Consider the following 23879-nt stretch of genomic DNA (forward strand, 5'->3'; position numbering starts at 1 on the left):
TATGAATATTAAAAATAAATTAAATATAGTAACCCTAATTAGTGCCGTTTGTATGTCATTTTCAGTTTGGGCTATGAGTTTAGATGAAGCTAAAAGCCAAGGCTTAGTTGGTGAAAACAGCTCAGGCTACCTTGGATTAGTTGTACAAAATACAGAAGCAAAAGCGGTTGTTGATGACGTTAACGAAAAACGTAAGGCACAGTACTTAAAATTAGCTAAAAAGAATAACTTGTCACTTGCACAAGTTGAGGCATTGGCAGCGGCAAAAACAATCGAAAAAACGCAAAGCGGCCACTACATTGAAGTAAACGGTAGCTGGGTCAAAAAATAAAGTTAATGGGTTAACTAGGGTCTGTTGATCTTTCAAGGTTAAATTTGCAGCAGTCTGTTTGGTATTTAGGCAAGGCAGAGCCTATGTAGTGTGGTTATTCCCCATAAATAGGCGATAACGCAGCATCAATGCCAAACAGGCGCTGCCCTTCGGGTTCTGCCTAGGGGTGATTTACTCTTTGTTGCCTACATGGATGTAGGTAAGGGGCGTGAGCAGGACGCGGAAACTTTGCTCGGTTTTTACTTAGCCCACTAGGTTACAAACCTCGCGCCGCGATTAAACCGCCCCTAGTTTGAACCGATTGTAATCGGCAAAGGTCAACAGACCCTAAACGTATTAAAAGCCGAGCTTATACGCTCGGTTTTTTACAGTTTTCTAATAATTGTTGCCAAAAATCAATGCCTTTTCGGCGTGCTAAGTTTATATTATGCTCAGGAATAGATTCTGGTTCGTCATAGTTTTCAAGTGCTTCACTCATACTTGCTTCACGAATTAGGTGCAAGGTAGGAAACGGTGCTCTATTTGTGTAGTTGGCCGGATCGGTTTCATCGCTATCGGCAAATACATAATCAGGATGAAAGTTAGCAATTTGATATTTACCTTCAAAGCCTTGTGCAACCAATAGCGCATTTGCTAAATCGACTAAATCTAAAAAGTCTTCAAAGTCACTAAAACCGTTATCGAACATGATTAGCGTGGTTTCTCGTTCGCTCTCGCGGTCAAGCTCGATACATTGCTCAAGCATATCCATTACAGCATCATCGATAGTCTTAGCGTTACTTACAATGTAATGAATACAGTTGTTTTCGACTTCTTTACGGGCAAACGGGCAAAAGTTATATTTTACAATAACGGATGAAACCCATTCTCGGGTTTGGCTAATAGCTATGTTAGTCACTGTTTTGGCTCTAAGTATTGATTAATAATAGTGAGTGTTTTTTTTATGGCGCCTTGGTTTTTAGTAACACATTGCGCAGCTTTTGTGCCGAGCGTTTGGCATGCCTTTTTATTTTGGCTAAAAGTAATGAGTTGTTGTGCCAGTTCATCTGTATTTTCTACCACGCATGCCCCTTTAAGCTTTGTTAACTCAGGATAGACATGATCAAAGTTATACGTGTGAGGGCCTGTTATTACACCGACCGAAAATGCGGCTGACTCAAGCGGGTTATGACCACCACGACGAATCAAACTACCGCCAATATAACTAACACTAGCCGCGCCGTATAAACACTGTAATTCACCTAGCGTATCGGCAAGTAAAACGTGTTCGTTTTGGTAATTATTTTGGCTACGACGACTAAAGCTTAAAGTACTTTGTGTGAGTAGTTCAGCCACTTTATCAAATTGCTCGGGGTGTCGCGGGGCAATAATCAATAAAGCATCAGGCTGCTTTTTTAACAACTGCTGGTGGGCATCGAGTATTAATTCATGCTCTATAGGGTGAGTAGAACCTGCCACCCATATAAAACGTTCTTGGCTATTATAGTACTGTTTGAGCGCGCTCACCTTTGTTAGTTGCTCTTGAGTAGGGCTAATATCAAACTTGATTGAACCTGTAACATGGCTTTTTGAAGGCTCAAGCCCAAGTGCAATAAAACGCTCTGCATCTGTTTTGTTATGACTGGCTAACGCAGTAATAGAGTGCATAATACGGTGAGTTAACTGCGCAACCTTTTGATAACCCTGCTGCGACTTTTCAGAAAGTCTCGCATTAACAACCAATACCGGGATTTTTTTGTTATGCGCATTAGCCATAATATTTGGCCACAATTCAGTTTCTAAAATACACAGTAACTGCGGTTTTACGCGTTTTAAAAATCGAGCAGTGGCAAAAGGAAAATCGATAGGTAAATAACTAGTAGTGACGGTATCTTTAAATTGTGCTGTTATTTGTGCGCGGCCAGTCGGGGTATTACAAGTGATCAGAATATTGAGCTGCGGGTGCTCATTTTGCAACGCTTTAATTAATGGCGTAGCTGCTAATACCTCTCCTACAGAAGCACAATGAATAACAACAGGTTTAGTGTTATTAGAAAATAAACAGCGGCGTACAAAACCAAAACGTTCTCTAAAATGCGCGCGATAACCCGAATTTTTTTTACCACGTAATACATATAAATAAAATATGATTAAAGGGCTAATAATGATTAGTGCAAGTGAATAAAAAGTGCGTGCCATACTGAGCTTTGTTTAAGGTAATTGTAGCTAGTTTATCGTGAAACGGCTTATTTCTAAACATACAAAGTATAAAAGTTGGTTTGAGTTCATTTACTAGGGTATAAACTAAATCAATGTCATTCAAATCACGCTATTGCATCAGTTTCATGATTTTAGGAAATGCTTATGGTTACTTTTATAACAAAAACGATTTCCATGCAGTAAGCCTTTGATTTTAGTTTCTGTGAAACATCTAATTTAGTTATATAGAGGTGATTTGGCTATAAAATTATGGAATAATGAAATTAATTTTTCCTGCCATTTCAGTTCCAAGAGGAATATCTCATGTCAATTATAGATTCAGTGGCAACCAGCTACCTAGAAAGTTTAAACCGTCATCAAGTATTGTTTGAAACAATGGAGGCGTATCATCAAGAGGTAATGCAGTTGCTAGAAGCATGTCATAGTGCTTTACAAGCTGGTGGTAAGGTTGTTTGGTTTGGTAATGGCGGCAGTGCTGCCGATGCTCAGCATTTAGCTGCAGAGTTTGTGGTGCGTTATAAATTAGAGCGAGGTCCATTAGCGTCTATTGCTTTGACCACAGACACGTCTATTTTAACAGCGCACAGCAACGATTATCATTTTGATACTGTGTTTGAGCGCCAAGTACAGGCGCTATGTAAGCCTGAGGATATCGTGATTGGTTTAACTACATCAGGTACCAGTAAAAATATTAATTTAGCATTAGAAGCTGCTAACAAAATAGGGGCATTCACGGTTGCACTTACTGGCCGTGACGGCGGGCAAGTAAAAGATATTGCAAAGTTACCTATTATTATTAAAAACGACGAAACCGCGCGTATTCAAGAAGCACACATGTTTATTGGCCATTGGTTATGTGAAGCCATGGATATGGTTGTTGCGGAGCAGCAGTAATGGATTTATCTTTACTAAAGAACTTATCAGCAGCACGTATTTTAGTGGTGGGCGACGTGATGCTCGATCGCTATTGGTATGGTGATTCAGGGCGTATCTCACCAGAAGCGCCAGTACCCGTTGTTAAAGTAAGTAAATTTGAAGACAAGGCTGGCGGTGCGGCTAATGTGGCTAAAAATATAGCCCGTTTAGATGGTAAAGTGGGGTTGTTAGGCCTTATTGGCGAGGATGAAAGTGGGCAAATTTTAGAAAATATTTTAGAAGGTGAAAAAATAAATTCACAGCTTGTCAGCGTGTGTGATTTACCGACTATTTCTAAAATGCGTGTAATTAGCCGTCATCAGCAAGTGGTACGTTTAGATTTAGAAGAAACTTTTAACGAATCACATAGCCAGCTTTTATTGAATCGATTAGAGCTTGTGCTAAATGATTACGATTTTATAGTGTTTTCTGATTACAACAAAGGCTCGCTATCGCTGATAAAAGAGATGATAAGTGTGGCCAAAAAAGCAGGTAAAACGGTACTTGTTGATCCTAAATCATCAGATTTACAGTTATATCGCGGTGCTGATTATATAACACCTAATTTAAATGAATTTAAATTAGCAGGCGGGCAAGTGGGCTCAGAAGAGACGCTTGCAAGTAGTGCACGAAACCTCATTAGTGATGCGGGTATAACGGCGATGTTACTTACCCGTTCAGAGCAAGGTATGTCGCTTATAAATGCCACTGAAAAATATGATTTTGCAGCTCAAGAGCTTGAGGTCAGTGACGTAACTGGCGCTGGGGATACTGTTATTGCAACCCTTGCCGTTATGTTAGGTGCGGGCATGACTGCCAAAGATGCAGTCGAAATTGCAAACTTAGCAGCCGGTATTGCGGTGAGTAAATTGGGCGCGGCTACGGTTTCTCCAGAAGAGTTGAGTCGAAAGCTGGGGCAATACTTACAGGCAACTGGCGAGCATTATCAAACCCCGTTTGATGACGTATTGCAGCATATTGAATTTGCTAAGCAAAATGGTGAAACGATTGTATTTACTAATGGTTGCTTTGATATTTTGCATGCAGGGCATGTGCGGTATTTAGCGCAAGCTAAAGCCCGTGGGGACAGATTAGTGGTTGGTTTAAACAATGATGAATCTATTGCTCGTTTGAAAGGCCCAGAACGCCCAATAAACCCATTAGATGAGCGCGCCATGGTCCTCAGTGCACTTGCCTCCGTTGATTGGGTTATCCCGTTTGGAAGTGCTGATGAAAATGACACGCCGGCAAAACTTATCGAGCAAATAAGCCCTGATATTCTTGTCAAAGGCGGCGACTATACGGTAGAACAAATAGCCGGTGCTGAGCATGTGCTGCGCCATGGCGGAAAAGTCGAAGTGCTTGAGTTTTTAGATGGCTGTTCAACATCAAAAGTGATTAGCAAAATAAAAAGCTAGTTCGCTAATCAATAAAGGGGATAAACTGCAGTTTATCCCCTTTTTTAATGTTATTAATGAAACTAAAAGTTGTATTCGAACTTAGCAAATGCAGACGTATCGTTTTCTGCTCCATCGTTATTAGAGGCAAGTCCGCCAAGGGTTAAGCGCCCCCCCATGGCAAGCATTCTGTAACGTACTTCAAGCTGTTTAGAGCTAAATGCTGTTTTGGTAATCGAGTTACCTAAGTCTGGGTTATTTGGGTATCTATCACGGTTGTCGCTGTTGTAGTCAATATCACGTAATTTTACTTGCCAGTCAGTTCCGCTTGAGAGTTGCCCAAGTACGGTTAACACTAGCGATTGCGCATCATTATCATAGGTAGAGCCGATAGGGCGACCATGGTAACGATACCCTGATTGGTAATCAGTGTGCTCATAATAGCAGTTTTCGGTCGTTGACCCCGCAGAGCAAGACACACCTGTATCAATATATTCTAAGTTGACTAGTAAATTCTGCTCGTAAACGCGATGTGTTGTTTGTAAGCCAAATAAGTACGCTCTATCAGCTGGTTTAAACTGTGAGCTCGCATCTTCACCAATCGTGCTGGCATAAACGGCATAAGGTTGGTTAAATAATGTGTCTGACCAACGAATATCAATACCTGCTAATTGATTACCTATTTTTGATTCTAACTGGCTATCACAATTAGTAGTGCCATCAACACATTTTGTATCACCGGTAATCATATCAATAAAGTCACTAGCCGAGCTTGGTTGTCCTTTCCCTGCCCATTGTGCTGACCAGCTTAATGCTATTTCTAATTGTTGAACGGGGCGAAAGTTAACACGAGTGCTCCATAATAACGCATCAGGAATAACGCGGTTTGATTCAAGTTTAGCCATTTGTGCAGTAAAGCTCCACTGACCAATCCAACTCAGCCAAGGTGTTTCAAATGCACTGCTTTGTTCTCTGCTGATACTTATTGCAGGAAGTGGTTTGGCGTTACCAGACATAATTAGACTGTTATCAACGCCTGGTCCCCAAAACTGTTCAACCGCACCGGCTCTAAATATCCAATTACCCAAACGATACGCTAAATAGCTATCATCAAGTGAGGTATCATTGCAGTCAGTCAGTGCTTGCTCATTGTTAACTATATCGTCTGTTGTTTTACCGTTGACTAAGCAGTTTTTGCCATCACTGCGGTGATTAAGCGCAATTTTAGCTGCAAAGTTATGTCCTAGGTAAGCATAGGCTGCTGTTAATTCTGACTCTTGGGTATTCGTTGCACCAAAGCTGGTGGTCGCTAATGGGTCTGAGCTGGCAAATGCAGAAAGTTGAACACTATGTGAACCACTGTTTTCTGACTTATAACGATGTTTTACACGCAATAACGCATCTTGTAAGCGAGGTGATAATTGCTCTAGTCCGGCATTATCGATATCAGCAATAAAGCTTTTCCACATTAACGGGTAAGTCGTTACCGGGGCTAAAATAACACCTGCATCGGCAAGTTGCTGGATATCAGCTCTTAACCCAAAATCATCAGGTTTAACCCAGGGTTCAGCATAAACAGGGGTACTCATTGCACAAAAAAGCGAAGAAAGTATAAAAATTTTGTTTCGCAAAGCTCAGATCCTTGTGATTGAAATTGCCGGTAAGTTTAGCAATCTAAGCATCTTATTGCAGTAATTAAATCTAAATTGGTATGTTAAATCATATAGAAAAATGCTTACCATCTATCGCTAAAAAGTTGCCATTGGTATACTGCAGGTCAAATAAGCCAGTGAGATTGTAATGAGCAAAAAACGACTTTTATTTATTCCTGTGTCATCACCAGAAGGTATTGGTGAATATATGCGCTCATTACAGCTGGCTCAAACTTTAAAGGCTGAGTATGGCAAGCAGTTAGATATTCATTTTATCTTAAATAAGCATACGGCTTATGCTAAAAGCTGCCCGTTTTCTAGCTTACTCTTAAACCAATCGGCAACAAAAGAAAATACGCACGTATGTCAGTTTATTGATCAATACAAACCAGATGCGGTGCTTTTTGATTGCGCAGGACGCGCTGAGCAAATGAAAGCGGCAAAAAAAGTGGGTGCTAAAGTTGTTTTTATTTCGCAGCATGCAAAAAAGCGGGCAAAAGGTTTAAAGCTTAATAGGACTGGTCTTATTGATACTCATTGGGTTGTACAACCGGATTACTGTATTGAACCTCTTTCGTGGTATGAAAAGCTAAAATTGAGCATGTTGCCTTTGGCCTATCCTGCTAATGTTGGGCCATTTACAGTATTTGCATCAGCGCAACAAAAATGCGATGCACTAAACCGTTATCACTTGAAAGAAAAAGAATTCTTTATTGTTAACGCGGGCTCTGGTGGTCATACAGTTAATGGCGTGAATTGCGCAGATATATATTTTCAAGCAGGGCTTGTTATTGCTAAACAAACAGGCTTGAAAGGTGTGGTGGTATTTGGCCCTAACTACACTAAGTTGTTACCTAAAACCGATGAGTTAATTTGTTTGCCAAGCCAAGAGGGAACTGAATTTTTAGCCTTACTCAGTCAGGCTAAAATTGCATTACTGAGCGCGGGTGATACTTTACTACAAGCTATTGCTTTGCAAACCCCAACCATTGCTTGTGCTATTTCAAAAGATCAGAGTGATCGAGTCGCACGTTGTGCAGCCACTGGCGTTGTTAAACAAGCTGAGCTTGATATTTTAGACATCACTCAAAAAGTGCAAGGGCTACTTACTGAGCCAAATTATAACAATACACTCAGCCAATATATGTTGTTAGAAAATGTACATAGCTTTGATGTTATAACGAATGGTGTAAAAGTACTGTTGCAGGGGAATAAGCTATGAATATTGTCATTGTAATTGACTCTCTTGTTGGTGGTGGCGCTGAAAAGGTAATGCTTACATTAGCGCAAGAGATGGTATTAAAAGACCACAATGTGACTATCTTGTCATTGGCGCAAAATATTGAATATGACATTCCAACCACTTTGAACGTTGAAAGTTTATTTTCAGGTCGAGCAACAAAAGTAGATCGATTTTGGCAGATAAAAAAGAATATCAGAGTGTTAGAGACATGGTTTGAGCAAAAGTTACGGCAACTTGGGTCTATTGATATAGTACTTTCTAATTTAGATCGTAGTAATAACTTATTAGCGCAGAGTAAAATAAAAAATATCCATTTTGTTGTTCATAACTCAGTTAATGCAGAGCTCGCTAGGCAAAAAAAACTAGGCCCGCTTTCATACTTATATCTTAAAAAGAGTAAACAAAATCTTAATGGTAAATCACTGATCTGCGTGTCCAAAGGGGTTGAAGAAGAAATACAACAAGGCAGCTTAATAACCCCAAGTGCTATTACCACTATTTATAATCCATTCAATTTTAAAACAATCAATGATAAAGCTAATGAGGTGAATACAAATATACCCGATTCTCCCTATCTTATTCATGTGGGACGTTTAGCTAAACAAAAACGCCATGATATTTTATTTTCTGCATTTGCCAAGTTAGATAAAAAATACAAATTAGTGCTGTTATGTAACAAAAAAGAAAAGGCATTAAAGTTAGCCAAAGAATATGGTATTGAAAATCAGCTTATTGTTCCGGGATTTGTACAAAACCCATATAACTGGATAAAGCAGGCAAAAGCTTTATTGTTAAGTTCAGACTTTGAAGGGTTTGGTAATGTGCTAGTCGAGGCTTTAGCAGTAGGTACGCCTGCTGTCAGTACTGAGTGCCCTCATGGTCCAAGTGAAATACTTACGGGTGAACTAAGTAAATATCTAGTACCTATTGGCCAAGGTGAGCTCCTAGCGCTCGCAGTTAAGCAAGTGCTCGCAGATAACCCAAATGTAACCAACGCAGCTATTTTAGAAAAGGTGTGTGCCGATAGAGTAACAGAGCAATACTTAGCGTTAGCAAACTAGTTTTTATTAGGTTAACCCATTATGGTAGTGTTTATTTAAACTTTGCCAATCGTTTTCTTGCCAATGAAAGCTGCTATTGCGGCTTTGCTCTTTTAAAAATGAGCGCTGTAGGCGAGACATGTTGCTTTGTTGCCATTTTTTATCGGGTGTTTTTATTTCGCCGCGGTCAAAATCGATAATAAAAACGTTGCCACTGTCATCAAATAAAATATTATTAATATTTAAATCAGCGTGATACACCCCTTTATTATGAAATAACGCAATTGTGCTGGCTATTTTTTTTATTTCAATATCATTCAATGCGCGTTCAATCAGTATATCTAATACGCTTTTAGCGCCGCTAACTGCTTCAGTAATAATATCACCTCGGTAAATAAAACCATGGCGGCTCACTTTAGCGGCAATAGGTTTTGGTACATTTAAACCTAGCTCTATTAATTGTGTCATCAAGCTAAACTCTTTATAAACACGGGTATGTTCAAGCCCCCAGTACAAATACTGATCACTGAGTAGCTTTCCTATCAGGCCGCCACGCCAATAATGGCGCAACACAGCCGTTAAATCTGCGTGTTTAAAAAACCATGCGGTTGCACGTCCCTTTTTAGCGCCAACAATTTTTTGCTGTTGCTGCCAAAAGTCGGGGCTAAACCAATCTAGCGATATCTGCGTGCTATATTGAGGATGGCTTAAAATGACATGGTTATTTTTGATGTGTTGATTAAACATAGCTCATAGGATTCGCTTTAATATGTGCATATATTAACGTGTTTTCAGGCTAAGGATAAGTACTTGCAATGACGCGATTATAATTTAAGATCAGGTTTTATTATTTTACCTCCAAGGAAACGTGTGACTTCAGCGCCTACTTACACTTCAATTTGTATTTTACGTCTTTCTGCTATTGGTGATGTATGCCATGCAGTAAGTGCGGTACAAGCTATTCAAAAAGCACACCCAAATGCCAAAATTACATGGGTGATAGGGAAGGTCGAGGCGAAGCTGTTAGCTGACTTACCAGGCGTTGAGCTTGTTGTATTTGATAAAAAACAAGGTAAAGCGGCACTGAAACAGTTAAAGCAAACCTTTAAAGGGCAGTGTTTTGACGTACTGCTTAATATGCAAGTGGCTTTAAGAGCAGGTTTTGTTGCTCGCTGTATTCCTGCCAAAGTTAAAATTGGTTTTGACTGGGCTCGTTCAAAAGAGCTACATAGTTTATTTATTAATAAACGCATTAAAGCCCAATCTCAGGCGCATGTTTTAGAGGGATTTAAAGGCTTTGCCCAAGCGATTGGTGTTGATGATTATGTCCCTGTATGGAATATGCCCTTTACCAACAAAGATCAAGCTAAAGCTGATGAGCTGTTAGGTGACGATTATTTATCAAATAAGCTATTTGTTATTTCGCCAGCAGCAAGTAAAGCACAGCGTAACTGGTTAGCCGAACGCTATGCTGCGCTTGCGGATTATGCACATACACAGGGGTTTAAAATAGTATTAACTGGTGGACCGACTGAACTGGAAATTAATTTAGCAAATAACATCATTAAACACTCTGATTCACCCATTCTGAACTTGGTGGGTAAAACAAAACTCAAAGAATTATTGTGCGTACTTAAGCGTGCAGACTTAGTACTGGCACCTGACACTGGCCCAGCTCATATGGCGGTGACTGTGGGCACACCGGTTATTGGCTTATATGCGCATTCAAACCCAGCGCGAACGGGGCCTTATTTATACCAAGACTACGTGGTTGAGGTTTACCATCAAAACTTAGTAAAGCAAACAGGTAAAATCGCCGAGCAATTGCCTTGGGGTACTCGTGTTAAAGGCGATGATTTAATGAGTCAAATAACCACCGATGCAGTAAAAAAAATGTTTGATCATGTTGTTAAAAAAGAGTCGCTGTTATGAATCAAGAAAACACTAACAAGGCGCTTTTTTTAGATCGTGATGGCGTAGTAAATGTTGACCATGGTTATGTGTTTAAAAGCGAAGAGTTTGAATTTATAGACGGTGTGTTTTCAACATGCAAAGCGTTTTATGATGCGGGCTATAAAATAATTATAGTGACTAATCAGTCAGGCATTGGCCGTGGTTATTATTCTGAGAGCGAATTTTTAGCGCTTAGCGAGTGGATGAAAGCGCAGTTTAGCGCACATCAAATTGAAATTACGGACGTTTATTTTTGTCCTCATCATCCTAAAAACGCATTACCAGATTATTTAAAAGAGTGCGATTGCAGAAAACCAGCGCCTGGCATGTTACTTCAAGGAATAGAAGATCATCATATCAACCCTGCACTTAGTGTGATGGTGGGTGACAAATTAGGTGACATGCACGCTGCCATTAGCGCTAATGTACGTACCAAAGTACTGGTACGTTCAGGGCAAAAATTTGATGACAAAGCTGTAAATTTTGCTGACTATGTTTGTGACTCAATCAACGACCTTCCGGCTTTATTTGCTGATCTAACGTAGTACACACCTCAAGCCTGTAAACTGGCAGCTTTTCCTGCCAGTTAGGTAATTTGCGACGAATGACAAACAGTGCAATTTGGCGCTTAAACTTTTACAATACCTGCATTATAAATAGCAGCAACACGTCTGCTGTTTAACCCGTTCAACCAAATGGAGATCACAGATGAGAGCATCTGCTTTTTTTAGCCAATTACAACAGCAAATCGAAGACGTTAAAGCGGAAGGTTTGTACAAGAATGAACGTGTTATCACTTCGCAGCAGCAAGCTCAAATTGAAGTGGCATCAGGCGAAAAAGTTATTAATTTTTGTGCTAACAACTACTTAGGTTTAGCTAACAGCCCAGAGCTTATTAAAGCGGCGCAACAAGGCTTAGATGACCATGGGTTTGGTGTGGCGTCTGTGCGTTTCATTTGTGGTACACAAGATATTCATAAAACGCTCGAGAAAAAAATCAGTCAATTTTTAGAAACTGAAGACACCATTTTGTACTCATCATGTTTTGATGCCAATACGGGGTTGTTTGAAACCATATTAGGTGCAGACGATGCGATTATTTCTGATTCATTAAACCATGCTTCTATTATTGATGGCGTACGTTTATGTAAAGCAAAACGTTTCCGTTATGCAAATAACGATATGGCTGATTTAGAAAAGCAATTAATTGCAGCCGATGAAGCCGGTGCTAAAACTAAATTAATTGCAACCGATGGCGTGTTCTCAATGGATGGCGTTATTTGTAACTTAGAAGCCGTATGCGACTTAGCTGATAAATACGATGCACTTGTTATGGTTGATGACTCACATGCTGTTGGTTTTGTTGGCGAAAACGGTAAAGGTACACCTGAGTACTGCAACGTGATTGATCGTGTTGATATTATTACTGGTACCTTAGGTAAAGCACTAGGTGGAGCCTCGGGTGGTTATACCTCAGGTAAAAAAGAAATTGTTGAATGGTTACGTCAGCGTTCTCGTCCTTACTTATTCTCAAATTCGTTAGCGCCTTCAATTGTAACGGCGTCAATTAAAGTGTTAGAAATGCTTGAAAATGGCGGTGAGCTTCGCGCTAAGCTATGGTCAAATGCTAAATACTTCCGTGAGCAAATGGAAGCGGCTGGTTTTACCTGTGCAGGTAAAGATCATGCGATTATTCCTGTGATGCTAGGAGACGCCAAAGTAGCGTCACTTATGGCTGATAAGTTATTGGCTGAAGGGATTTATGTAACCGGCTTTTCATTCCCTGTTGTACCAAAAGGGCAGGCGCGTATTCGTACCCAAATCTCTGCAGCGCACAGCAAAGAACAGCTTGATACAGCCATTGCAGCATTTACCCGTATTGGTAAAGAGATTGGTGTTATTTAATTTTCTTGTTAAATCGCGGCTAAAGTCGCGATTTTTTAATTGAGTGTGAATTATGAAAGCATTATCAAAGTTAAAAGCAGAGCCAGGCATTTGGATGACAGATGCACCAAAGCCTGAAGTGGGTCATAACGATCTGTTAATTAAGATTCGTAAAACGGCTATTTGTGGCACCGATGTGCATATTTATAAGTGGGATGAGTGGGCACAAAACACCATACCGACGCCTATGGTGGTTGGCCACGAATACGTGGGTGAAGTAATCGACATGGGACAAGAAGTTCGCGGTTTCGAAGTTGGCGACCGTGTATCAGGTGAAGGTCATATAACCTGTGGCCATTGTCGTAACTGTCGTGCTGGGCGCGTTCACTTATGTCGTAATACAACAGGGGTCGGTGTAAACCGCGAAGGCGCATTTGCAGAGTATTTAGTGATTCCTGCATTTAATGCGTTTAAAATCCCAGATAATATTAGCGATGAACTTGCCTCTATTTTTGACCCATTTGGCAATGCAGTACACACGGCTTTATCGTTCGATTTAGTCGGTGAAGATGTCTTGATCACCGGTGCTGGCCCAATTGGTATTATGGCTGCAGCTGTGGCTAAGCATGTGGGTGCACGCCATGTGGTTATTACTGATGTAAATGAATACCGCCTAGACTTAGCACGTAAAATGGGCGCAACGCGTGCTGTAAACGTCGCGAATGAAAAGCTTGAAGATGTAGCTAAAGAGCTGGGCATGACTGAAGGCTTTGATATTGGCCTAGAGATGTCAGGTGTACCAAGTGCATTTAATGCCATGCTAAATAACATGAATCATGGCGGCAAAATTGCCATGTTGGGAATTCCACCTTCAGATATGGCGGTCGATTGGAATCAAGTTATTTTTAAAGGCTTAGTGATCAAAGGTATTTACGGTCGTGAGATGTTTGAAACTTGGTACAAAATGGCCAGTTTGATTCAATCAGGGCTTGATTTAAAACCAATTATTACTCATCAGTATTCAATAGATGACTTCCAAGCTGGCTTTGATATGATGATTTCAGGCCAATCGGGTAAAGTAATTCTTAACTGGGATTAATTACCCCTTGTTAAGAGAATTAAAGGCGGCATTTGTCGCCTTTTTTGTAATTATAAGAGAGTACTATGGCATTTAAACATATATCAATCGCACAAACCCTTGAACTACTCGATAAAGAAGATGTAGTGATTGCTGATATTCGCGATCCTAATTCGTATCAAGCGGGTCATATTCCGGGTTCAGAGGCATTATCTAATGCGAATATTGCCCAATTTATGATGGAAAAGGAGTTTGACCAGCCGATTATTATTGTCTGTTATCACGGCATGAGCTCACAAGGCGCTGCCAGCTACTTAGTAGAGCAAGGCTTTGAAGATGTTTACAGTATGGATGGCGGTTTTACTGCATGGGAAGCCGCTTACAAGGATAAAGTAGCACGATGATAGAGCTAGGCAGCCTAACTAACCCCCGTGCTGCACAGGGCTTTATAGATTACCTAAAAAGCCAAGGGCTTTCAGGGCAAATTCGTACTGAGGATGGCCATACGCTTGTTATTAGTGTGGCACCTGAAGACTTTCATGCAGTGCAGCCTTTATGGAACGAATTTGCTAAAAACCCTAATCATGAACGTTATCAACAAGCATCATGGCAAGTAGGTACTACGCAGTCACCGTTAAAGTATCAAGGGCAGTCGCTTAATTTAGTTGCCCGTTTTAAAGCCTTAAGCTGGCTTAATCAAAGTGTTAGTATTCTCAGTATCGTTGTTTATGTTGCCTTTTTATTTGGTGCATTTGAGCCTATTTACATGGCGTTGCAGTTCAATCCTGCGTCACCACTTACCTGGTTAACACCTGCTATTGTGCATTTTAGCGCTATGCATATTGTGTTTAACTTAATCTGGTGGGTATCGCTGGGTGATAACATTGAAAAGCAATGCGGTAAGTCGAGTTTAATCGGACTTTTTTTAGTTACCGCTTTAATAAGTAATTGGGCACAATACTTAATGGTCGGTCCTAACTTTGGTGGGCTTAGCGGTGTTGTATATGGGTTGTTAGGCTTTTGTTGGATTTACAGCGCGCTTAACCCTAAACAGCCTGCACTGGTTACAACCGCGATTGTTGGTTTTATGCTGGTATGGTTAGTACTTGGTTTTGCAGATGTATTATTTGTTGGAATGGCTAATTGGGCACACTTAGGTGGGCTTGTTAGCGGTATGGCTTTTGCCTATACCGCTCAGCTTTTTAAAACAAAAAGCGCCTAGTGATATAAATATTTAGTAAATAACAGGTCTCGGATTATTTCTTGGCCTGTTTCTTCCTTAAGTAAGCTTTTTAGTTTTTCTGCGCTCTTAAGGCGAATTTGCTCACGCCCTGTTAAAGACTTTATTTTGTTTTCAGGCTCTTTTGATAATATCTCTACTAGCGCATCACGTAACAGCGGGGTGTGGTGTTCTACAATGGCAATATCGGATGTTTTATTTAGCATTAAATCTACCGTGACGCGAACGTAACCCATTTTTTTACTCGATGGACCAATGTAATTAGTAATAATGTCTGGCTCAAACCCAAAATAACCCACAGTAGACTCAGCACGTGCTGATAAGCTAGTTAGGCTGACTAAAAGAATAAAAAGGCCTGTAAATACTGTTTTTTTCATTTCAAAAGCATTTCCGTAAACTGGTTACAAATAGTTTATACTTATTAGTAAATAAGATACAGCAAGATGCTGTTATTTGTTGAGTTATGTAAAGGCACTCTGTACTCAAGTTTGGGATAGGCAATAGCGAGAGTCAAATGTTGATTAGCTTTTTATAATAACAGGGTGTGCTTGGTAGTGAGTAAATCGCCCTTTTTCAAATCTCTTAGCAATGTTATGATCTTGCTGATTTTTATCAAGTAGAGCTATTGTGATTACGTTTCCTCTTTCTTTATCTGCTGATTGGCAGAGTACTTCTCAAGTCTGTGGCTTATCTAGCGCTGAGCAAGAGTGGCTATTTGAACCGCGTTCTTTAACGGCTAAATTAAAAAGCCAGTCGCAGCGTTTTGCAGTAAAGGTGCTGAGCGAGCAAAAAGTTAACCTCTCGCAACCTCAGCAAGCTTTATTAAGTAATGAGGTGAACACCGTACTTAACCGTGAGGTTTTATTGTTGTGTGATGACAAACCGGTTGTATATGCTCAAAGCTGGTTGCCAATATCAAACAACAATACAAATAATCAGCTGCATAATATGGGTGAACGTCCGTTGGGTGATGTCATATTTCAAGACCCTGCGTTAAAGCGCGCTGATATTGAAATTGCTCGCTTTGATGATAACCACTCATTGCAATCACTGGTGAGCGAACTTAATTTACCCATACACATATTATTAGGGCGACGAAGCGTGTTCTCTTTGCATGACTACAAATTTTTAGTTTGTGAAGTTTTTTTACCAGGAGCCTATTTATACTCATGAAACTAGCCCCTTTATCAGTAAACCATGTACCGTATTACGTTCAGTTAATGCGAATAGATAAGCCCATAGGCACCTTATTATTACTTTGGCCAACTTATTGGGCGCTGTGGATAGCAAATGAAGGGATACCAAGCCTAACAAACTTCATTGTGTTTACCCTTGGGGTAATAGTTATGCGTAGCGCAGGATGCGTTATCAATGATTTTGCTGACAGGAAAATAGATGGCTCAGTAAAACGAACCTGTCAGCGCCCTTTAGCAACTGGGGCTGTGAGTAGTGGGGAAGCAGTTAGTTTGTTTTTGCTGCTGGTTAGTATCGCTTTTATTTTAGTAATAATGCTAAATACCAATACTATCTTGTTATCGTTTGGGGCGCTTGGGCTCGCGTTTTGTTATCCCTTTATGAAACGTTACACACAACTTCCACAGGTTGTATTAGGGGCTGCTTTTGGTTGGGCAATTCCTATGGCATTTATGGCATCAACAAACTCATTGCCTGTGCAAGCTTGGCTATTATTTGTCGCTAATATTTGCTGGACGGTGGCTTATGACACTATGTATGCCATGGTTGATAGAGATGATGATTTAAAAATAGGGGTTAAATCAACCGCTATTTTATTCGCCAGTTATGACCGCCACATTATAGCGCTACTTAACTTTAGCTTTTTTGCGCTGATGGTTTTAATTGGATTGATGAATCAAATAGGATTTAGTTTTTGGTTGGGATTATTTGTTGCAGCAATTTTACTGGTGTATCAACAGCGTTTGATTCATTTACGCCAGCGAGATAATTGTTTTAAAGCATTTTTAAATAATCATTACGTAGGACTGGCTATTTTTATTGGCTTATTATTTTCTTACCCCGTTTTTTCTTAACGGGGTGGGTCGATAATACCACTAATTGACGCATTTTTTCTGAACCAACCAGCAATCGAATAGCGGTTATCAAAAGCCGGAAGTACTTCATGCACAAAGCGTTCGCTTTCAAATAATACCAAAGTGCCTGCAGTGGGTTTTATAACCACTTCTATATCTTTACTTTTTGGCTTGTAAATAACCAGCTCCCCGCCTTTCTTAGGAGAGTTTAAATACAATACGGTGGTAAAAACTCGATTTGAACGACCTTTGAACGCATCTACATGTTTTTTGTAAAAATCACCCTGCGTATACTTTGCATAGTGACATTCATAATCAAACAAGCCCATGAAAAAGTTACGATTAAGGGTAGTGCGAACAGCTTCCATTATTTGTTGATAGCTAAGCTGTGCATTTGAGCTGCCATCAAACCAGTAGGTTTTATCTTTACGAACGGAATCATCAATTTGTAAATTGTTTAATCGTCCAATACCGGCAAGGCTAAAGTGAGGATTTATTCTATAGCAATCAGCCATCAACTCGGATATTAAGTCACTATCAATGGCGTTTTCAATAATGGCATAGCCATGCGTTTCAATGTGCTCTAGGTAAATTTCAGCAGCTGTAAAGTTATTCATTAACGCTAGTCATAATATAAGGGAGCGTTAGTGTAGTGAAAAAAAACTTTAATGCCACTAATTTATAGTTGTTATAAAACGCATGGAGTCATTTTTTATGCTCTTGAAACTTTCTTAATTAGCGAGAGTAGGTGGTCAACATGCTCACCTGCCTCTATCTGCTGGCTTGTTTGCACCACAAGTTGTTCATGGCTAATATCGTTATTCGTTTTAAGCTGGATTAAGTTATGGTTTTCTGCCACAGAGCTGGTGTGTTCAATACCTGCAATAGCAAAATGATCTGACTTTTCAAGTCCAGCCATTACCTGCTCAATACTACCTACTTTAATAGTTGAAACTTTATTTAACGAGTCTATTACTTCAGTAAGCATTGATTGCACTTGTTTTGACTGCGAAAAACAACTGAACATTGGATAGCTTTCGAGCTCTTTTTTACTAATATCGCTTTTATTTGCTAAAGGGTGTTGTTTTGAACAAAATAAAATAAGTTGATCAGGTAATTGTATATCGCTACCAATGCTATTGACTATTTGCGAGCATACACTAATGTCAATTTCCCCTTGAAGCAGTTTTCTATGAAGCTCAGTTTTATTTTGCAGCTGCATTTCAATTTTAATATGCGGGTACTGACTCAAAAATTCGCCGCAGGTGATTGGTACTATGCTGCTGGTTGTTGTGGTGTAGCCAATCACTAATTTTTTTTCTTCTGTGCCATTAATTGATTGAAAAGCGCGATGCTTTATTTGTTCTAGCTCATTGAGCGTATTTTTAGCAAAGTCGAGGAAAAGTTCGCCTGCTTGAGTTAACTTAACCGAGCGAGTAGAGCGGGTAACTAGTTCGTAGCCAAGCTCCGTTTCAAGAGTTTGAATGCTACGGGTTAATGCAGATGTGCTAATTTGGGTTTGTTCAGCAGCTTGCCTAAAATGACGAAGTAGGCCAAGTGCTACAAACTGTTCTAATTGTTCAAATCTCACTATATAGTCCTTTTTTATAGGTAAGCTAGGGGAATTACAGATTTAATACTGACTTTATATCCCTACAGATCAGTTGAAATAAGGTTTTTAACCACTTATTAAGATTAACTTTCTTTTAATCGTATTTAAAGAGAATAGTTGCAAAATGTTGTTATACCTTTGGGTAATGTTAAATTACTGTAGTGTTTTATTATTGACCAAATTTATGCAATTTTATAACAACTTTACTAAAGTCTCGTTTGGTTAATTGCTGTTTTTGCTTTTAGGATTAGGCTCAATAAAGTTTTTACTAACTCGGTTACTTAAAGGCTTATTTTCAATGTTTTGTAATTCAATTTCTATGGCATCACAAGAAATATGAATTTCAAATAATGAAGTAAGCAAAGATAAGCTCAAGCAGCTTAAACTGACACCAAATAAAATAATGCCCGTGGTATTAAATTCTATAAATAATGCAAACATAGATAACGTACATAATAAAAAAGAGGCCACTCCGTATACTTGCATGGTCCTTATTAGTTTTATTCGCTTTCTAAGATTAGTTATTTGCGCCACTACAACAGGACGAATAGACTCACCTTCACGGGCATTCAATTCTCGTATTAGTTGCGCAAGTACTAAAAATCGGTTTGTATAGGCAAGTAATAACAATGAGATGGCTGGAAAAAGTAAACCTGGGGTAGTTAGCGTCATAATGTGTCCTTAAATCATATTATTTGCTTTAGGTTACGCGGGCTTATTGTACACATAAAGTAAATGAGGTGGATATTGCAAAATACTAATAATAGCCAATCAAATGTAACATCATTTGATTGGGTGACGCTTTATAATGCAGAAAATAGTTTAGAGGCCAATATAATAAAAGGACTGATTCTTAATGCGGGAATTGAGTGCCAAATAAAAGGTGAAATACTGCAAGGCGCAATGGGCGAGATCCCATTTGAACAAACACAAGTAAGTGTGCAGGTTTATGCGATAAAAGAGCGCCATGCACGTGAAATATTGGTAAACTATCAGCAAGTAAAACAATCCGCTCCAGATTGGGTGTGCCCTAATTGTAATGAGCATAATGGATCAACATTTGATTTTTGTTGGTCATGTGGGACCTTAAAGAATGACAAAAGCGAATAATTTTCAGCGTATTAGAGAGTTAAATTATTTACAAAAAGCGGTATTGGCCAGTGCGTTAATAGAGCGTATGTTGCCTAATTATGGGCTATTTAGTGAGGCTACCGGCTTTGGCGATGAGGTTATTTTACGCAATGCTTTAAATGTATGTTGGGAAAAAATACTCCTTCCTAAAAGTAAAATTGATTTAGAAAAGCAAGTTGAAAAAATAGAACCTAATGTTCCTGAACTTGCCGATTTTGATATGTTTGGTACCTATCCTGCAATCGATGCTGCCACCTCATTACTGAGTTTAATGCATGGCCTTTTAGCACAAGATGAGCAAGAGTTTGTTAATGTAAGTAAAATATCACAGGCCACCGTAGCTCGCTTTATTGAGTACCAAATGACGGTTGAAGGTGATGTTGCCGATAACAAAGCGGTGCGTGAACACCCACTGATGCAATACGAAATAGAGGTATTAGGTGAACTAATTGATTTTGTAGAAGCAATGGGGCGTATCACTGCTGAAAATGTGAAAGCATTGAAAAAGCATGTCCTTGCTGATGGCCAAACAAACATTGGTTTAGCACTGTAATTTATTTGTTTTAAACACCTTGTTAGGTGGCAGGAGAATTAACAATGCGAATTTTAGGCATTGAATCGTCATGCGATGAAACTGGTATTGCTATTTATGATGACGAAAAAGGGCTGCTAGCCCATCAATTATATAGCCAAGTAAAAGTACATGCAGACTATGGTGGTGTAGTACCTGAACTTGCCTCGCGCGATCACGTACGTAAAACATTGCCGCTTATTGATGCGGCATTTGCGCAAGCGGGTTGTGGGCCTGAAGATTTAGATGGTATTGCTTATACGGCAGGGCCAGGTTTAGTAGGGGCTTTGTTAGTAGGTACCTCAATTGGTCGCTCTTTAGCATATGGCTGGGATATCCCAGCGGTGGCAGTGCACCATATGGAAGGGCATTTATTAGCGCCAATGCTTGAGGAAAACGTCCCCGAGTTCCCATTTATTGCCTTACTGGTTTCTGGCGGTCATACCATGATGGTAAAAGTTGCTGGTATTGGTCAATACGAAGTATTGGGTGAGTCGGTAGATGATGCTGCTGGTGAAGCATTTGATAAAACAGCCAAGTTACTTGGGCTTGATTATCCAGGTGGCCCTCGTTTGGCTAAAATGGCTGAACAAGGTGTTGCAAAGCGATTTGTTTTTCCGCGTCCAATGACAGACAAACCTGGCTTAGATTTTAGCTTTAGTGGCCTAAAAACCGCCGCTTCAATTGCTATTCGTGAAAACGACAGTGATGAGCAAACAAAAGCAGATATTGCTCATGCATTTCAAACGGCCGTTATTGATACTTTAGTAATTAAGTGTAAGCGCGCATTAAAACAAACCGGTATTAAGCGCTTAGTAATAGCCGGTGGCGTAAGTGCTAATACGCAATTACGTTTGCAATTAGAGCGTGTGATGCAAGGTATGAAGGGCGAAGTGTTTTACCCTCGTACTGAGTTTTGTACTGACAATGGTGCAATGATAGCGTACGCCGGTATGCAGCGTTTAAAAGCGGGGCAGTTTGCTACGCTTGATATGAAAACTAAACCGCGCTGGCCAATCGATAGCTTAGAAGCAATATAGTTAACCAGAATTCAGGTTAGTTATTACTTCTTATCATCTGTAGGGGCTTGTTTAGTCCCTACTTTTGGTTCTTCCCCTTTAAATAAACGCACAATATTAGTGCGATGCCTAATAATGATCAGTAGCGTAATAAAGGTCACCGGTAAGGTGTATAACGGTTTTATCCACCATGTGTATAAAGGGGCTAGCGTAACGGCCACTAACGCGGCAAGTGATGAGTAACGAGTAATCGCGACAATCAGCAACCAAGTACCAATCAATAACCCTCCTAAAGAAAGCCCTATCGGTAGTAACGAGCCAAATGCAGTTGCAACCGCCTTACCGCCCTTAAAACTAAAGAATAACGGGTATATATGCCCTAGGCATGCAGCAACGGCGATTAAACCAAGCTCTAATGGCTCGAGTTTTAAAAAATAAGCGCCCCAAACAGGGATTGTGCCCTTTAAAATATCGAAGACTAAAACTAAGCATGCAGGAAGTGACCCGCCTAAGCGGTAAACATTGGTTGCACCTGGATTATTGGAGCCATGCGTGCGTGGATCGGGGAGTTTGAATAGCCGCGACACTAAAATGGCCGATGAAATCGAGCCGAGCAAATAGGCTAAAACAAACATTAAAATGACTAACACGCGCTTCCTTATTTTTTAATCATTACTTTTAAGCTATTATTGGCGTCAAAATTTACGGGCTTCTTAAATTACTCGCAATTTTGTAACGATTCTATTGTAGAAGTAATTTTAGTATATTTAAACACTGATTAAAGTATATACAGTATTAATTTGATTGATACAATATGTAATTAACTCAGTGACTTGTTACAGTCATTTGGAGTATCAATGGACAAGGTATTTATATCACAATTGCATGTCGAAACGATTATCGGGGTGTATGATTTTGAAAAGAAAAGTAAACAAAGCCTGTACTTTGATATTGAAATGTTAAGCGACATCAAGCCCGCAGCGCAAAACGACGATATTAACTTGGCACTGGATTACGCTAAGGTAAGTGAGCGTGTTATCGAACACAGTACGGCTAAACCGGTAGAGCTTTTAGAAACACTGGTGGAGCAATTAGCGCAAATCATTTTAACCGAATTTAATACCCCACAAGTGACAATAAAAGTAAGTAAGCCCGCTGCAGTTGCACAAGCGCAAACCGTCGGTGTAGAAATAACGCGTAACAAGGCTCTTGCTTAAATGGCGCAAATATTTATTAGTTTAGGGTCAAATATTAATAAAGCAGAGCATATCAGGCGTGCTTTAGTGGCGTTAAATAAACACTTTAAAAATACACAACATTCTTCGGTGTTTGAAAGTGAAGCGGTGGGTTTTGCCGGTAATAACTTTTACAACTCCGTACTCGCTGCCACTACCGAAATGGCGCTTGAAGATGTGTGTGCGTTATTAAAACAAATAGAGCGCGATAATGGTCGCAAAGCAAATGATAAAAAATTTAGCCCGCGCACCTTGGATCTCGATTTACTCTTTTACGATGATGTCATTTGCGAGAGCCCAGCTCAACTACCACGTGACGAAATTACCAAAAATGCCTTTGTATTGCAGCCTTTAGCAGAGGTGGCTCCTGATTTTTATCACCCTGTAGCAAAAAAAACGATTGCCCAAATATGGAATGCATATAACAACCCTCAACAAAAACTATGGAAGGTGGAGTTTTCTAACCCATGAGTATTATAGAAATAATTGTTTTAGCCCTAATTCAGGGATTTACTGAATTTTTACCTATATCGAGTTCTGCACACTTAATTTTACCGTCGCAAATTTTAGGCTGGGAAGATCAAGGCTTGGCATTTGATGTTGCCGTTCATGTAGGAACGTTAATAGCTGTTGTTATTTATTTTCGTAAAGAAGTGGCCGATATACTCGGTGCTTGGTTTAAATCGTTTGGTGCACAAGGTACAACAGATGACAGCAAACTAGGCTGGTGGATAATTTTAGGTACTGTGCCTGCCGCTATTTTAGGGCTATTGCTAAAAGATTTTGTTGAACTGTATTTGCGCAGTGCATGGGTGATTGCAACCACAACCATCGTATTTGGTTTGTTGTTGTGGTACGCCGATGCTAAAGGTAAGCAAATAAAAACAATTTATCAGCTTAACTGGAAAACCGCACTCATCATTGGCTTTGCGCAAGCCGTTGCGATGATCCCAGGGACTTCTCGCTCAGGTATTACCATGACCGCGGGTTTAATGCTGGGTATGAATAAGCAAAGTGCAGCCCGTTTTTCGTTTTTGCTGGCTATTCCGATTATTTCAATGATGGGCCTTTATTACACAGCAGAGCTAGCGCTTGGCGATCATATTGTTGATTGGACTGCTTTATTGTTGGGTGTAGTGCTGTCGTTTTTATCAGCTTATGCCTGTATTTTTATGTTTTTAAAAGTGATTGAACGAATGGGTATGCTGCCATTTGTTATTTATCGTTTGTTATTAGGCATAGGCTTAATATTCTTTTTAATGCTATAAGCCATTAATCTTTAAAAAGCCTCCCACCTTGGGAGGCTTTTTTATTTGCGCCAAACATCGCAT

General features: G+C 39.8%; 28 protein-coding genes. 19 read left to right on the top strand and 9 right to left on the bottom strand.

The window, feature by feature from the left end:
- The first annotated feature begins 1 nt into the window (after nt 1).
- Nucleotides 2–331, top strand: a complete 330-nt coding sequence (locus PTET_RS03905) for a YdbL family protein (RefSeq protein WP_008468219.1) — start codon at nt 2–4, stop codon at nt 329–331.
- A gap of 349 nt (nt 332–680) precedes the next feature.
- Here PTET_RS03905 and PTET_RS03910 read toward each other — a convergent pair whose 3' ends face one another.
- Nucleotides 681–1229, bottom strand: coding sequence for a DUF1415 domain-containing protein (locus PTET_RS03910; RefSeq protein WP_096038233.1), 549 nt, complete (start codon nt 1227–1229; stop codon nt 681–683).
- Nucleotides 1226–2509, bottom strand: a complete 1284-nt coding sequence (gene waaA, locus PTET_RS03915) for a lipid IV(A) 3-deoxy-D-manno-octulosonic acid transferase (RefSeq protein WP_096038234.1) — start codon at nt 2507–2509, stop codon at nt 1226–1228. Before waaA ends, PTET_RS03910 begins: the two co-directional genes overlap by 4 nt.
- Before the next feature lie 324 nt (nt 2510–2833).
- Between waaA and PTET_RS03920 the strand changes: the two genes are divergently transcribed.
- Nucleotides 2834–3424: a D-sedoheptulose-7-phosphate isomerase gene (locus tag PTET_RS03920; protein WP_024601842.1), complete on the top strand. Its 591-nt coding sequence runs from the start codon at nt 2834–2836 to the stop codon at nt 3422–3424.
- On the top strand, nt 3424–4863 hold the full coding sequence (gene hldE / locus PTET_RS03925) for a bifunctional D-glycero-beta-D-manno-heptose-7-phosphate kinase/D-glycero-beta-D-manno-heptose 1-phosphate adenylyltransferase HldE (RefSeq protein WP_028835522.1): 1440 nt from the start codon (nt 3424–3426) through the stop codon (nt 4861–4863). Before PTET_RS03920 ends, hldE begins: the two co-directional genes overlap by 1 nt.
- A gap of 62 nt (nt 4864–4925) precedes the next feature.
- Here hldE and PTET_RS03930 read toward each other — a convergent pair whose 3' ends face one another.
- Nucleotides 4926–6473 (bottom strand): capsule assembly Wzi family protein, encoded by a 1548-nt coding sequence (locus PTET_RS03930; protein WP_096038235.1) that lies wholly within the window; start codon nt 6471–6473, stop codon nt 4926–4928.
- A gap of 169 nt (nt 6474–6642) precedes the next feature.
- Between PTET_RS03930 and PTET_RS03935 the strand changes: the two genes are divergently transcribed.
- Both PTET_RS03935 and PTET_RS03940 read left to right on the top strand, forming a co-directional pair.
- Nucleotides 6643–7716 (top strand): hypothetical protein, encoded by a 1074-nt coding sequence (locus PTET_RS03935; RefSeq protein ID WP_013464281.1) that lies wholly within the window; start codon nt 6643–6645, stop codon nt 7714–7716.
- Nucleotides 7713–8798, top strand: coding sequence for a glycosyltransferase (locus PTET_RS03940; protein ID WP_013464282.1), 1086 nt, complete (start codon nt 7713–7715; stop codon nt 8796–8798). The genes PTET_RS03935 and PTET_RS03940 overlap by 4 nt, the downstream gene beginning before the upstream one ends.
- A gap of 6 nt (nt 8799–8804) precedes the next feature.
- On the opposite strand, the gene PTET_RS03945 is transcribed toward PTET_RS03940, so the two are convergent.
- A complete protein-coding gene (locus PTET_RS03945) occupies nt 8805–9524 on the bottom strand; it encodes a 3-deoxy-D-manno-octulosonic acid kinase (RefSeq protein ID WP_013464283.1) in 720 nt (239 codons plus the stop codon).
- A gap of 123 nt (nt 9525–9647) precedes the next feature.
- Between PTET_RS03945 and PTET_RS03950 the strand changes: the two genes are divergently transcribed.
- From PTET_RS03950 to glpG, 6 genes are all read left to right on the top strand, one after another.
- Complete coding sequence (locus PTET_RS03950; protein WP_096038236.1) at nt 9648–10709, top strand: glycosyltransferase family 9 protein; 1062 nt, start codon at nt 9648–9650, stop codon at nt 10707–10709.
- Nucleotides 10706–11275, top strand: a complete 570-nt coding sequence (gene gmhB / locus PTET_RS03955) for a D-glycero-beta-D-manno-heptose 1,7-bisphosphate 7-phosphatase (RefSeq protein WP_024601849.1) — start codon at nt 10706–10708, stop codon at nt 11273–11275. Before PTET_RS03950 ends, gmhB begins: the two co-directional genes overlap by 4 nt.
- Before the next feature lie 163 nt (nt 11276–11438).
- Nucleotides 11439–12635: a glycine C-acetyltransferase gene (locus tag PTET_RS03960; protein WP_096038237.1), complete on the top strand. Its 1197-nt coding sequence runs from the start codon at nt 11439–11441 to the stop codon at nt 12633–12635.
- A gap of 52 nt (nt 12636–12687) precedes the next feature.
- A complete protein-coding gene (gene tdh / locus PTET_RS03965) occupies nt 12688–13713 on the top strand; it encodes an L-threonine 3-dehydrogenase (protein WP_010390995.1) in 1026 nt (341 codons plus the stop codon).
- Nucleotides 13714–13778: 65 nt separating this feature from the next.
- Complete coding sequence (gene glpE, locus PTET_RS03970) at nt 13779–14096, top strand: thiosulfate sulfurtransferase GlpE (protein ID WP_033104018.1); 318 nt, start codon at nt 13779–13781, stop codon at nt 14094–14096.
- Nucleotides 14093–14914 (top strand): rhomboid family intramembrane serine protease GlpG, encoded by an 822-nt coding sequence (glpG, locus tag PTET_RS03975; protein ID WP_033104019.1) that lies wholly within the window; start codon nt 14093–14095, stop codon nt 14912–14914. Before glpE ends, glpG begins: the two co-directional genes overlap by 4 nt.
- On the opposite strand, the gene PTET_RS03980 is transcribed toward glpG, so the two are convergent.
- The gene (locus tag PTET_RS03980) at nt 14911–15309 is read right to left on the bottom strand and encodes a flagellar basal body-associated protein FliL (RefSeq protein ID WP_008115596.1); all 399 of its coding nucleotides are present in this window, start codon (nt 15307–15309) and stop codon (nt 14911–14913) included. The genes glpG and PTET_RS03980 overlap by 4 nt on opposite strands.
- Nucleotides 15310–15559: 250 nt before the next feature.
- Between PTET_RS03980 and PTET_RS03985 the strand changes: the two genes are divergently transcribed.
- Both PTET_RS03985 and ubiA read left to right on the top strand, forming a co-directional pair.
- Nucleotides 15560–16105: a chorismate--pyruvate lyase family protein gene (locus PTET_RS03985; RefSeq protein WP_033104020.1), complete on the top strand. Its 546-nt coding sequence runs from the start codon at nt 15560–15562 to the stop codon at nt 16103–16105.
- Nucleotides 16102–16980 (top strand): 4-hydroxybenzoate octaprenyltransferase, encoded by an 879-nt coding sequence (ubiA, locus tag PTET_RS03990; protein WP_033104021.1) that lies wholly within the window; start codon nt 16102–16104, stop codon nt 16978–16980. Before PTET_RS03985 ends, ubiA begins: the two co-directional genes overlap by 4 nt.
- Here ubiA and PTET_RS03995 read toward each other — a convergent pair.
- From PTET_RS03995 to PTET_RS04005, 3 genes are all read right to left on the bottom strand, one after another.
- Nucleotides 16977–17597 (bottom strand): 2OG-Fe(II) oxygenase, encoded by a 621-nt coding sequence (locus PTET_RS03995; RefSeq protein WP_008468193.1) that lies wholly within the window; start codon nt 17595–17597, stop codon nt 16977–16979. The genes ubiA and PTET_RS03995 overlap by 4 nt on opposite strands.
- Nucleotides 17598–17692: 95 nt before the next feature.
- Nucleotides 17693–18571: a LysR family transcriptional regulator gene (locus tag PTET_RS04000; protein WP_096038238.1), complete on the bottom strand. Its 879-nt coding sequence runs from the start codon at nt 18569–18571 to the stop codon at nt 17693–17695.
- Between the two features lie 243 nt (nt 18572–18814).
- Nucleotides 18815–19264 carry a DUF2721 domain-containing protein gene (locus tag PTET_RS04005; RefSeq protein WP_008466063.1) on the bottom strand — a complete coding sequence of 150 codons (450 nt, stop codon included), beginning with the start codon at nt 19262–19264 and terminating at the stop codon, nt 18815–18817.
- A gap of 75 nt (nt 19265–19339) precedes the next feature.
- On the opposite strand from PTET_RS04005, the gene PTET_RS04010 reads away from it, so the two are divergent.
- Genes PTET_RS04010 through tsaD form a run of 3 tightly spaced genes read left to right on the top strand, consistent with a single transcriptional unit; the run spans nt 19340 to nt 21334 of the window.
- Nucleotides 19340–19702 carry a putative signal transducing protein gene (locus PTET_RS04010; RefSeq protein WP_008466062.1) on the top strand — a complete coding sequence of 121 codons (363 nt, stop codon included), beginning with the start codon at nt 19340–19342 and terminating at the stop codon, nt 19700–19702.
- Entirely contained in the window at nt 19686–20276 is a 591-nt protein-coding gene (locus PTET_RS04015; RefSeq protein WP_008115608.1) for a YjaG family protein, read from the top strand. The genes PTET_RS04010 and PTET_RS04015 overlap by 17 nt, the downstream gene beginning before the upstream one ends.
- A gap of 44 nt (nt 20277–20320) precedes the next feature.
- A complete protein-coding gene (gene tsaD / locus PTET_RS04020; RefSeq protein ID WP_008466060.1) occupies nt 20321–21334 on the top strand; it encodes a tRNA (adenosine(37)-N6)-threonylcarbamoyltransferase complex transferase subunit TsaD in 1014 nt (337 codons plus the stop codon).
- 23 nt (nt 21335–21357) lie between these two features.
- Here tsaD and plsY read toward each other — a convergent pair whose 3' ends face one another.
- The gene (gene plsY, locus PTET_RS04025) at nt 21358–21963 is read right to left on the bottom strand and encodes a glycerol-3-phosphate 1-O-acyltransferase PlsY (RefSeq protein WP_096038239.1); all 606 of its coding nucleotides are present in this window, start codon (nt 21961–21963) and stop codon (nt 21358–21360) included.
- 207 nt (nt 21964–22170) lie between these two features.
- Here plsY and folB point away from each other — a divergent pair, with 207 nt between their 5' ends.
- From folB to PTET_RS04040, 3 genes are read left to right on the top strand one after another with little or no spacing between them, the layout of a single operon-like run.
- Entirely contained in the window at nt 22171–22530 is a 360-nt protein-coding gene (gene folB / locus PTET_RS04030; protein ID WP_013464292.1) for a dihydroneopterin aldolase, read from the top strand.
- Nucleotides 22531–23019, top strand: a complete 489-nt coding sequence (gene folK, locus PTET_RS04035) for a 2-amino-4-hydroxy-6-hydroxymethyldihydropteridine diphosphokinase (protein ID WP_013464293.1) — start codon at nt 22531–22533, stop codon at nt 23017–23019.
- Nucleotides 23016–23816 carry an undecaprenyl-diphosphate phosphatase gene (locus tag PTET_RS04040; protein WP_024601856.1) on the top strand — a complete coding sequence of 267 codons (801 nt, stop codon included), beginning with the start codon at nt 23016–23018 and terminating at the stop codon, nt 23814–23816. The genes folK and PTET_RS04040 overlap by 4 nt, the downstream gene beginning before the upstream one ends.
- The last annotated feature ends 63 nt before the right edge of the window (nt 23817–23879 follow it).

This window comes from Pseudoalteromonas tetraodonis (assembly GCF_002310835.1).
Lineage (GTDB): Bacteria > Pseudomonadota > Gammaproteobacteria > Enterobacterales > Alteromonadaceae > Pseudoalteromonas > Pseudoalteromonas tetraodonis.

What these genes read in the sequence shown, in the direction of transcription:
- PTET_RS03905 (WP_008468219.1), top strand. Translation starts at nt 2, where the DNA reads ATGAATATTAAAAATAAATTAAATATAGTAACCCTAATTAGTGCCGTT.
- waaA (WP_096038234.1), bottom strand. Translation starts at nt 2,509, where the DNA reads ATGGCACGCACTTTTTATTCACTTGCACTAATCATTATTAGCCCTTTA.
- PTET_RS03920 (WP_024601842.1), top strand. Translation starts at nt 2,834, where the DNA reads ATGTCAATTATAGATTCAGTGGCAACCAGCTACCTAGAAAGTTTAAAC.
- hldE (WP_028835522.1), top strand. Translation starts at nt 3,424, where the DNA reads ATGGATTTATCTTTACTAAAGAACTTATCAGCAGCACGTATTTTAGTG.
- PTET_RS03935 (WP_013464281.1), top strand. Translation starts at nt 6,643, where the DNA reads ATGAGCAAAAAACGACTTTTATTTATTCCTGTGTCATCACCAGAAGGT.
- PTET_RS03940 (WP_013464282.1), top strand. Translation starts at nt 7,713, where the DNA reads ATGAATATTGTCATTGTAATTGACTCTCTTGTTGGTGGTGGCGCTGAA.
- PTET_RS03945 (WP_013464283.1), bottom strand. Translation starts at nt 9,524, where the DNA reads ATGTTTAATCAACACATCAAAAATAACCATGTCATTTTAAGCCATCCT.
- gmhB (WP_024601849.1), top strand. Translation starts at nt 10,706, where the DNA reads ATGAATCAAGAAAACACTAACAAGGCGCTTTTTTTAGATCGTGATGGC.
- PTET_RS03960 (WP_096038237.1), top strand. Translation starts at nt 11,439, where the DNA reads ATGAGAGCATCTGCTTTTTTTAGCCAATTACAACAGCAAATCGAAGAC.
- tdh (WP_010390995.1), top strand. Translation starts at nt 12,688, where the DNA reads ATGAAAGCATTATCAAAGTTAAAAGCAGAGCCAGGCATTTGGATGACA.
- glpE (WP_033104018.1), top strand. Translation starts at nt 13,779, where the DNA reads ATGGCATTTAAACATATATCAATCGCACAAACCCTTGAACTACTCGAT.
- glpG (WP_033104019.1), top strand. Translation starts at nt 14,093, where the DNA reads ATGATAGAGCTAGGCAGCCTAACTAACCCCCGTGCTGCACAGGGCTTT.
- PTET_RS03980 (WP_008115596.1), bottom strand. Translation starts at nt 15,309, where the DNA reads ATGAAAAAAACAGTATTTACAGGCCTTTTTATTCTTTTAGTCAGCCTA.
- ubiA (WP_033104021.1), top strand. Translation starts at nt 16,102, where the DNA reads ATGAAACTAGCCCCTTTATCAGTAAACCATGTACCGTATTACGTTCAG.
- PTET_RS03995 (WP_008468193.1), bottom strand. Translation starts at nt 17,597, where the DNA reads ATGAATAACTTTACAGCTGCTGAAATTTACCTAGAGCACATTGAAACG.
- PTET_RS04005 (WP_008466063.1), bottom strand. Translation starts at nt 19,264, where the DNA reads ATGACGCTAACTACCCCAGGTTTACTTTTTCCAGCCATCTCATTGTTA.
- PTET_RS04015 (WP_008115608.1), top strand. Translation starts at nt 19,686, where the DNA reads ATGACAAAAGCGAATAATTTTCAGCGTATTAGAGAGTTAAATTATTTA.
- tsaD (WP_008466060.1), top strand. Translation starts at nt 20,321, where the DNA reads ATGCGAATTTTAGGCATTGAATCGTCATGCGATGAAACTGGTATTGCT.
- folB (WP_013464292.1), top strand. Translation starts at nt 22,171, where the DNA reads ATGGACAAGGTATTTATATCACAATTGCATGTCGAAACGATTATCGGG.
- folK (WP_013464293.1), top strand. Translation starts at nt 22,531, where the DNA reads ATGGCGCAAATATTTATTAGTTTAGGGTCAAATATTAATAAAGCAGAG.
- PTET_RS04040 (WP_024601856.1), top strand. Translation starts at nt 23,016, where the DNA reads ATGAGTATTATAGAAATAATTGTTTTAGCCCTAATTCAGGGATTTACT.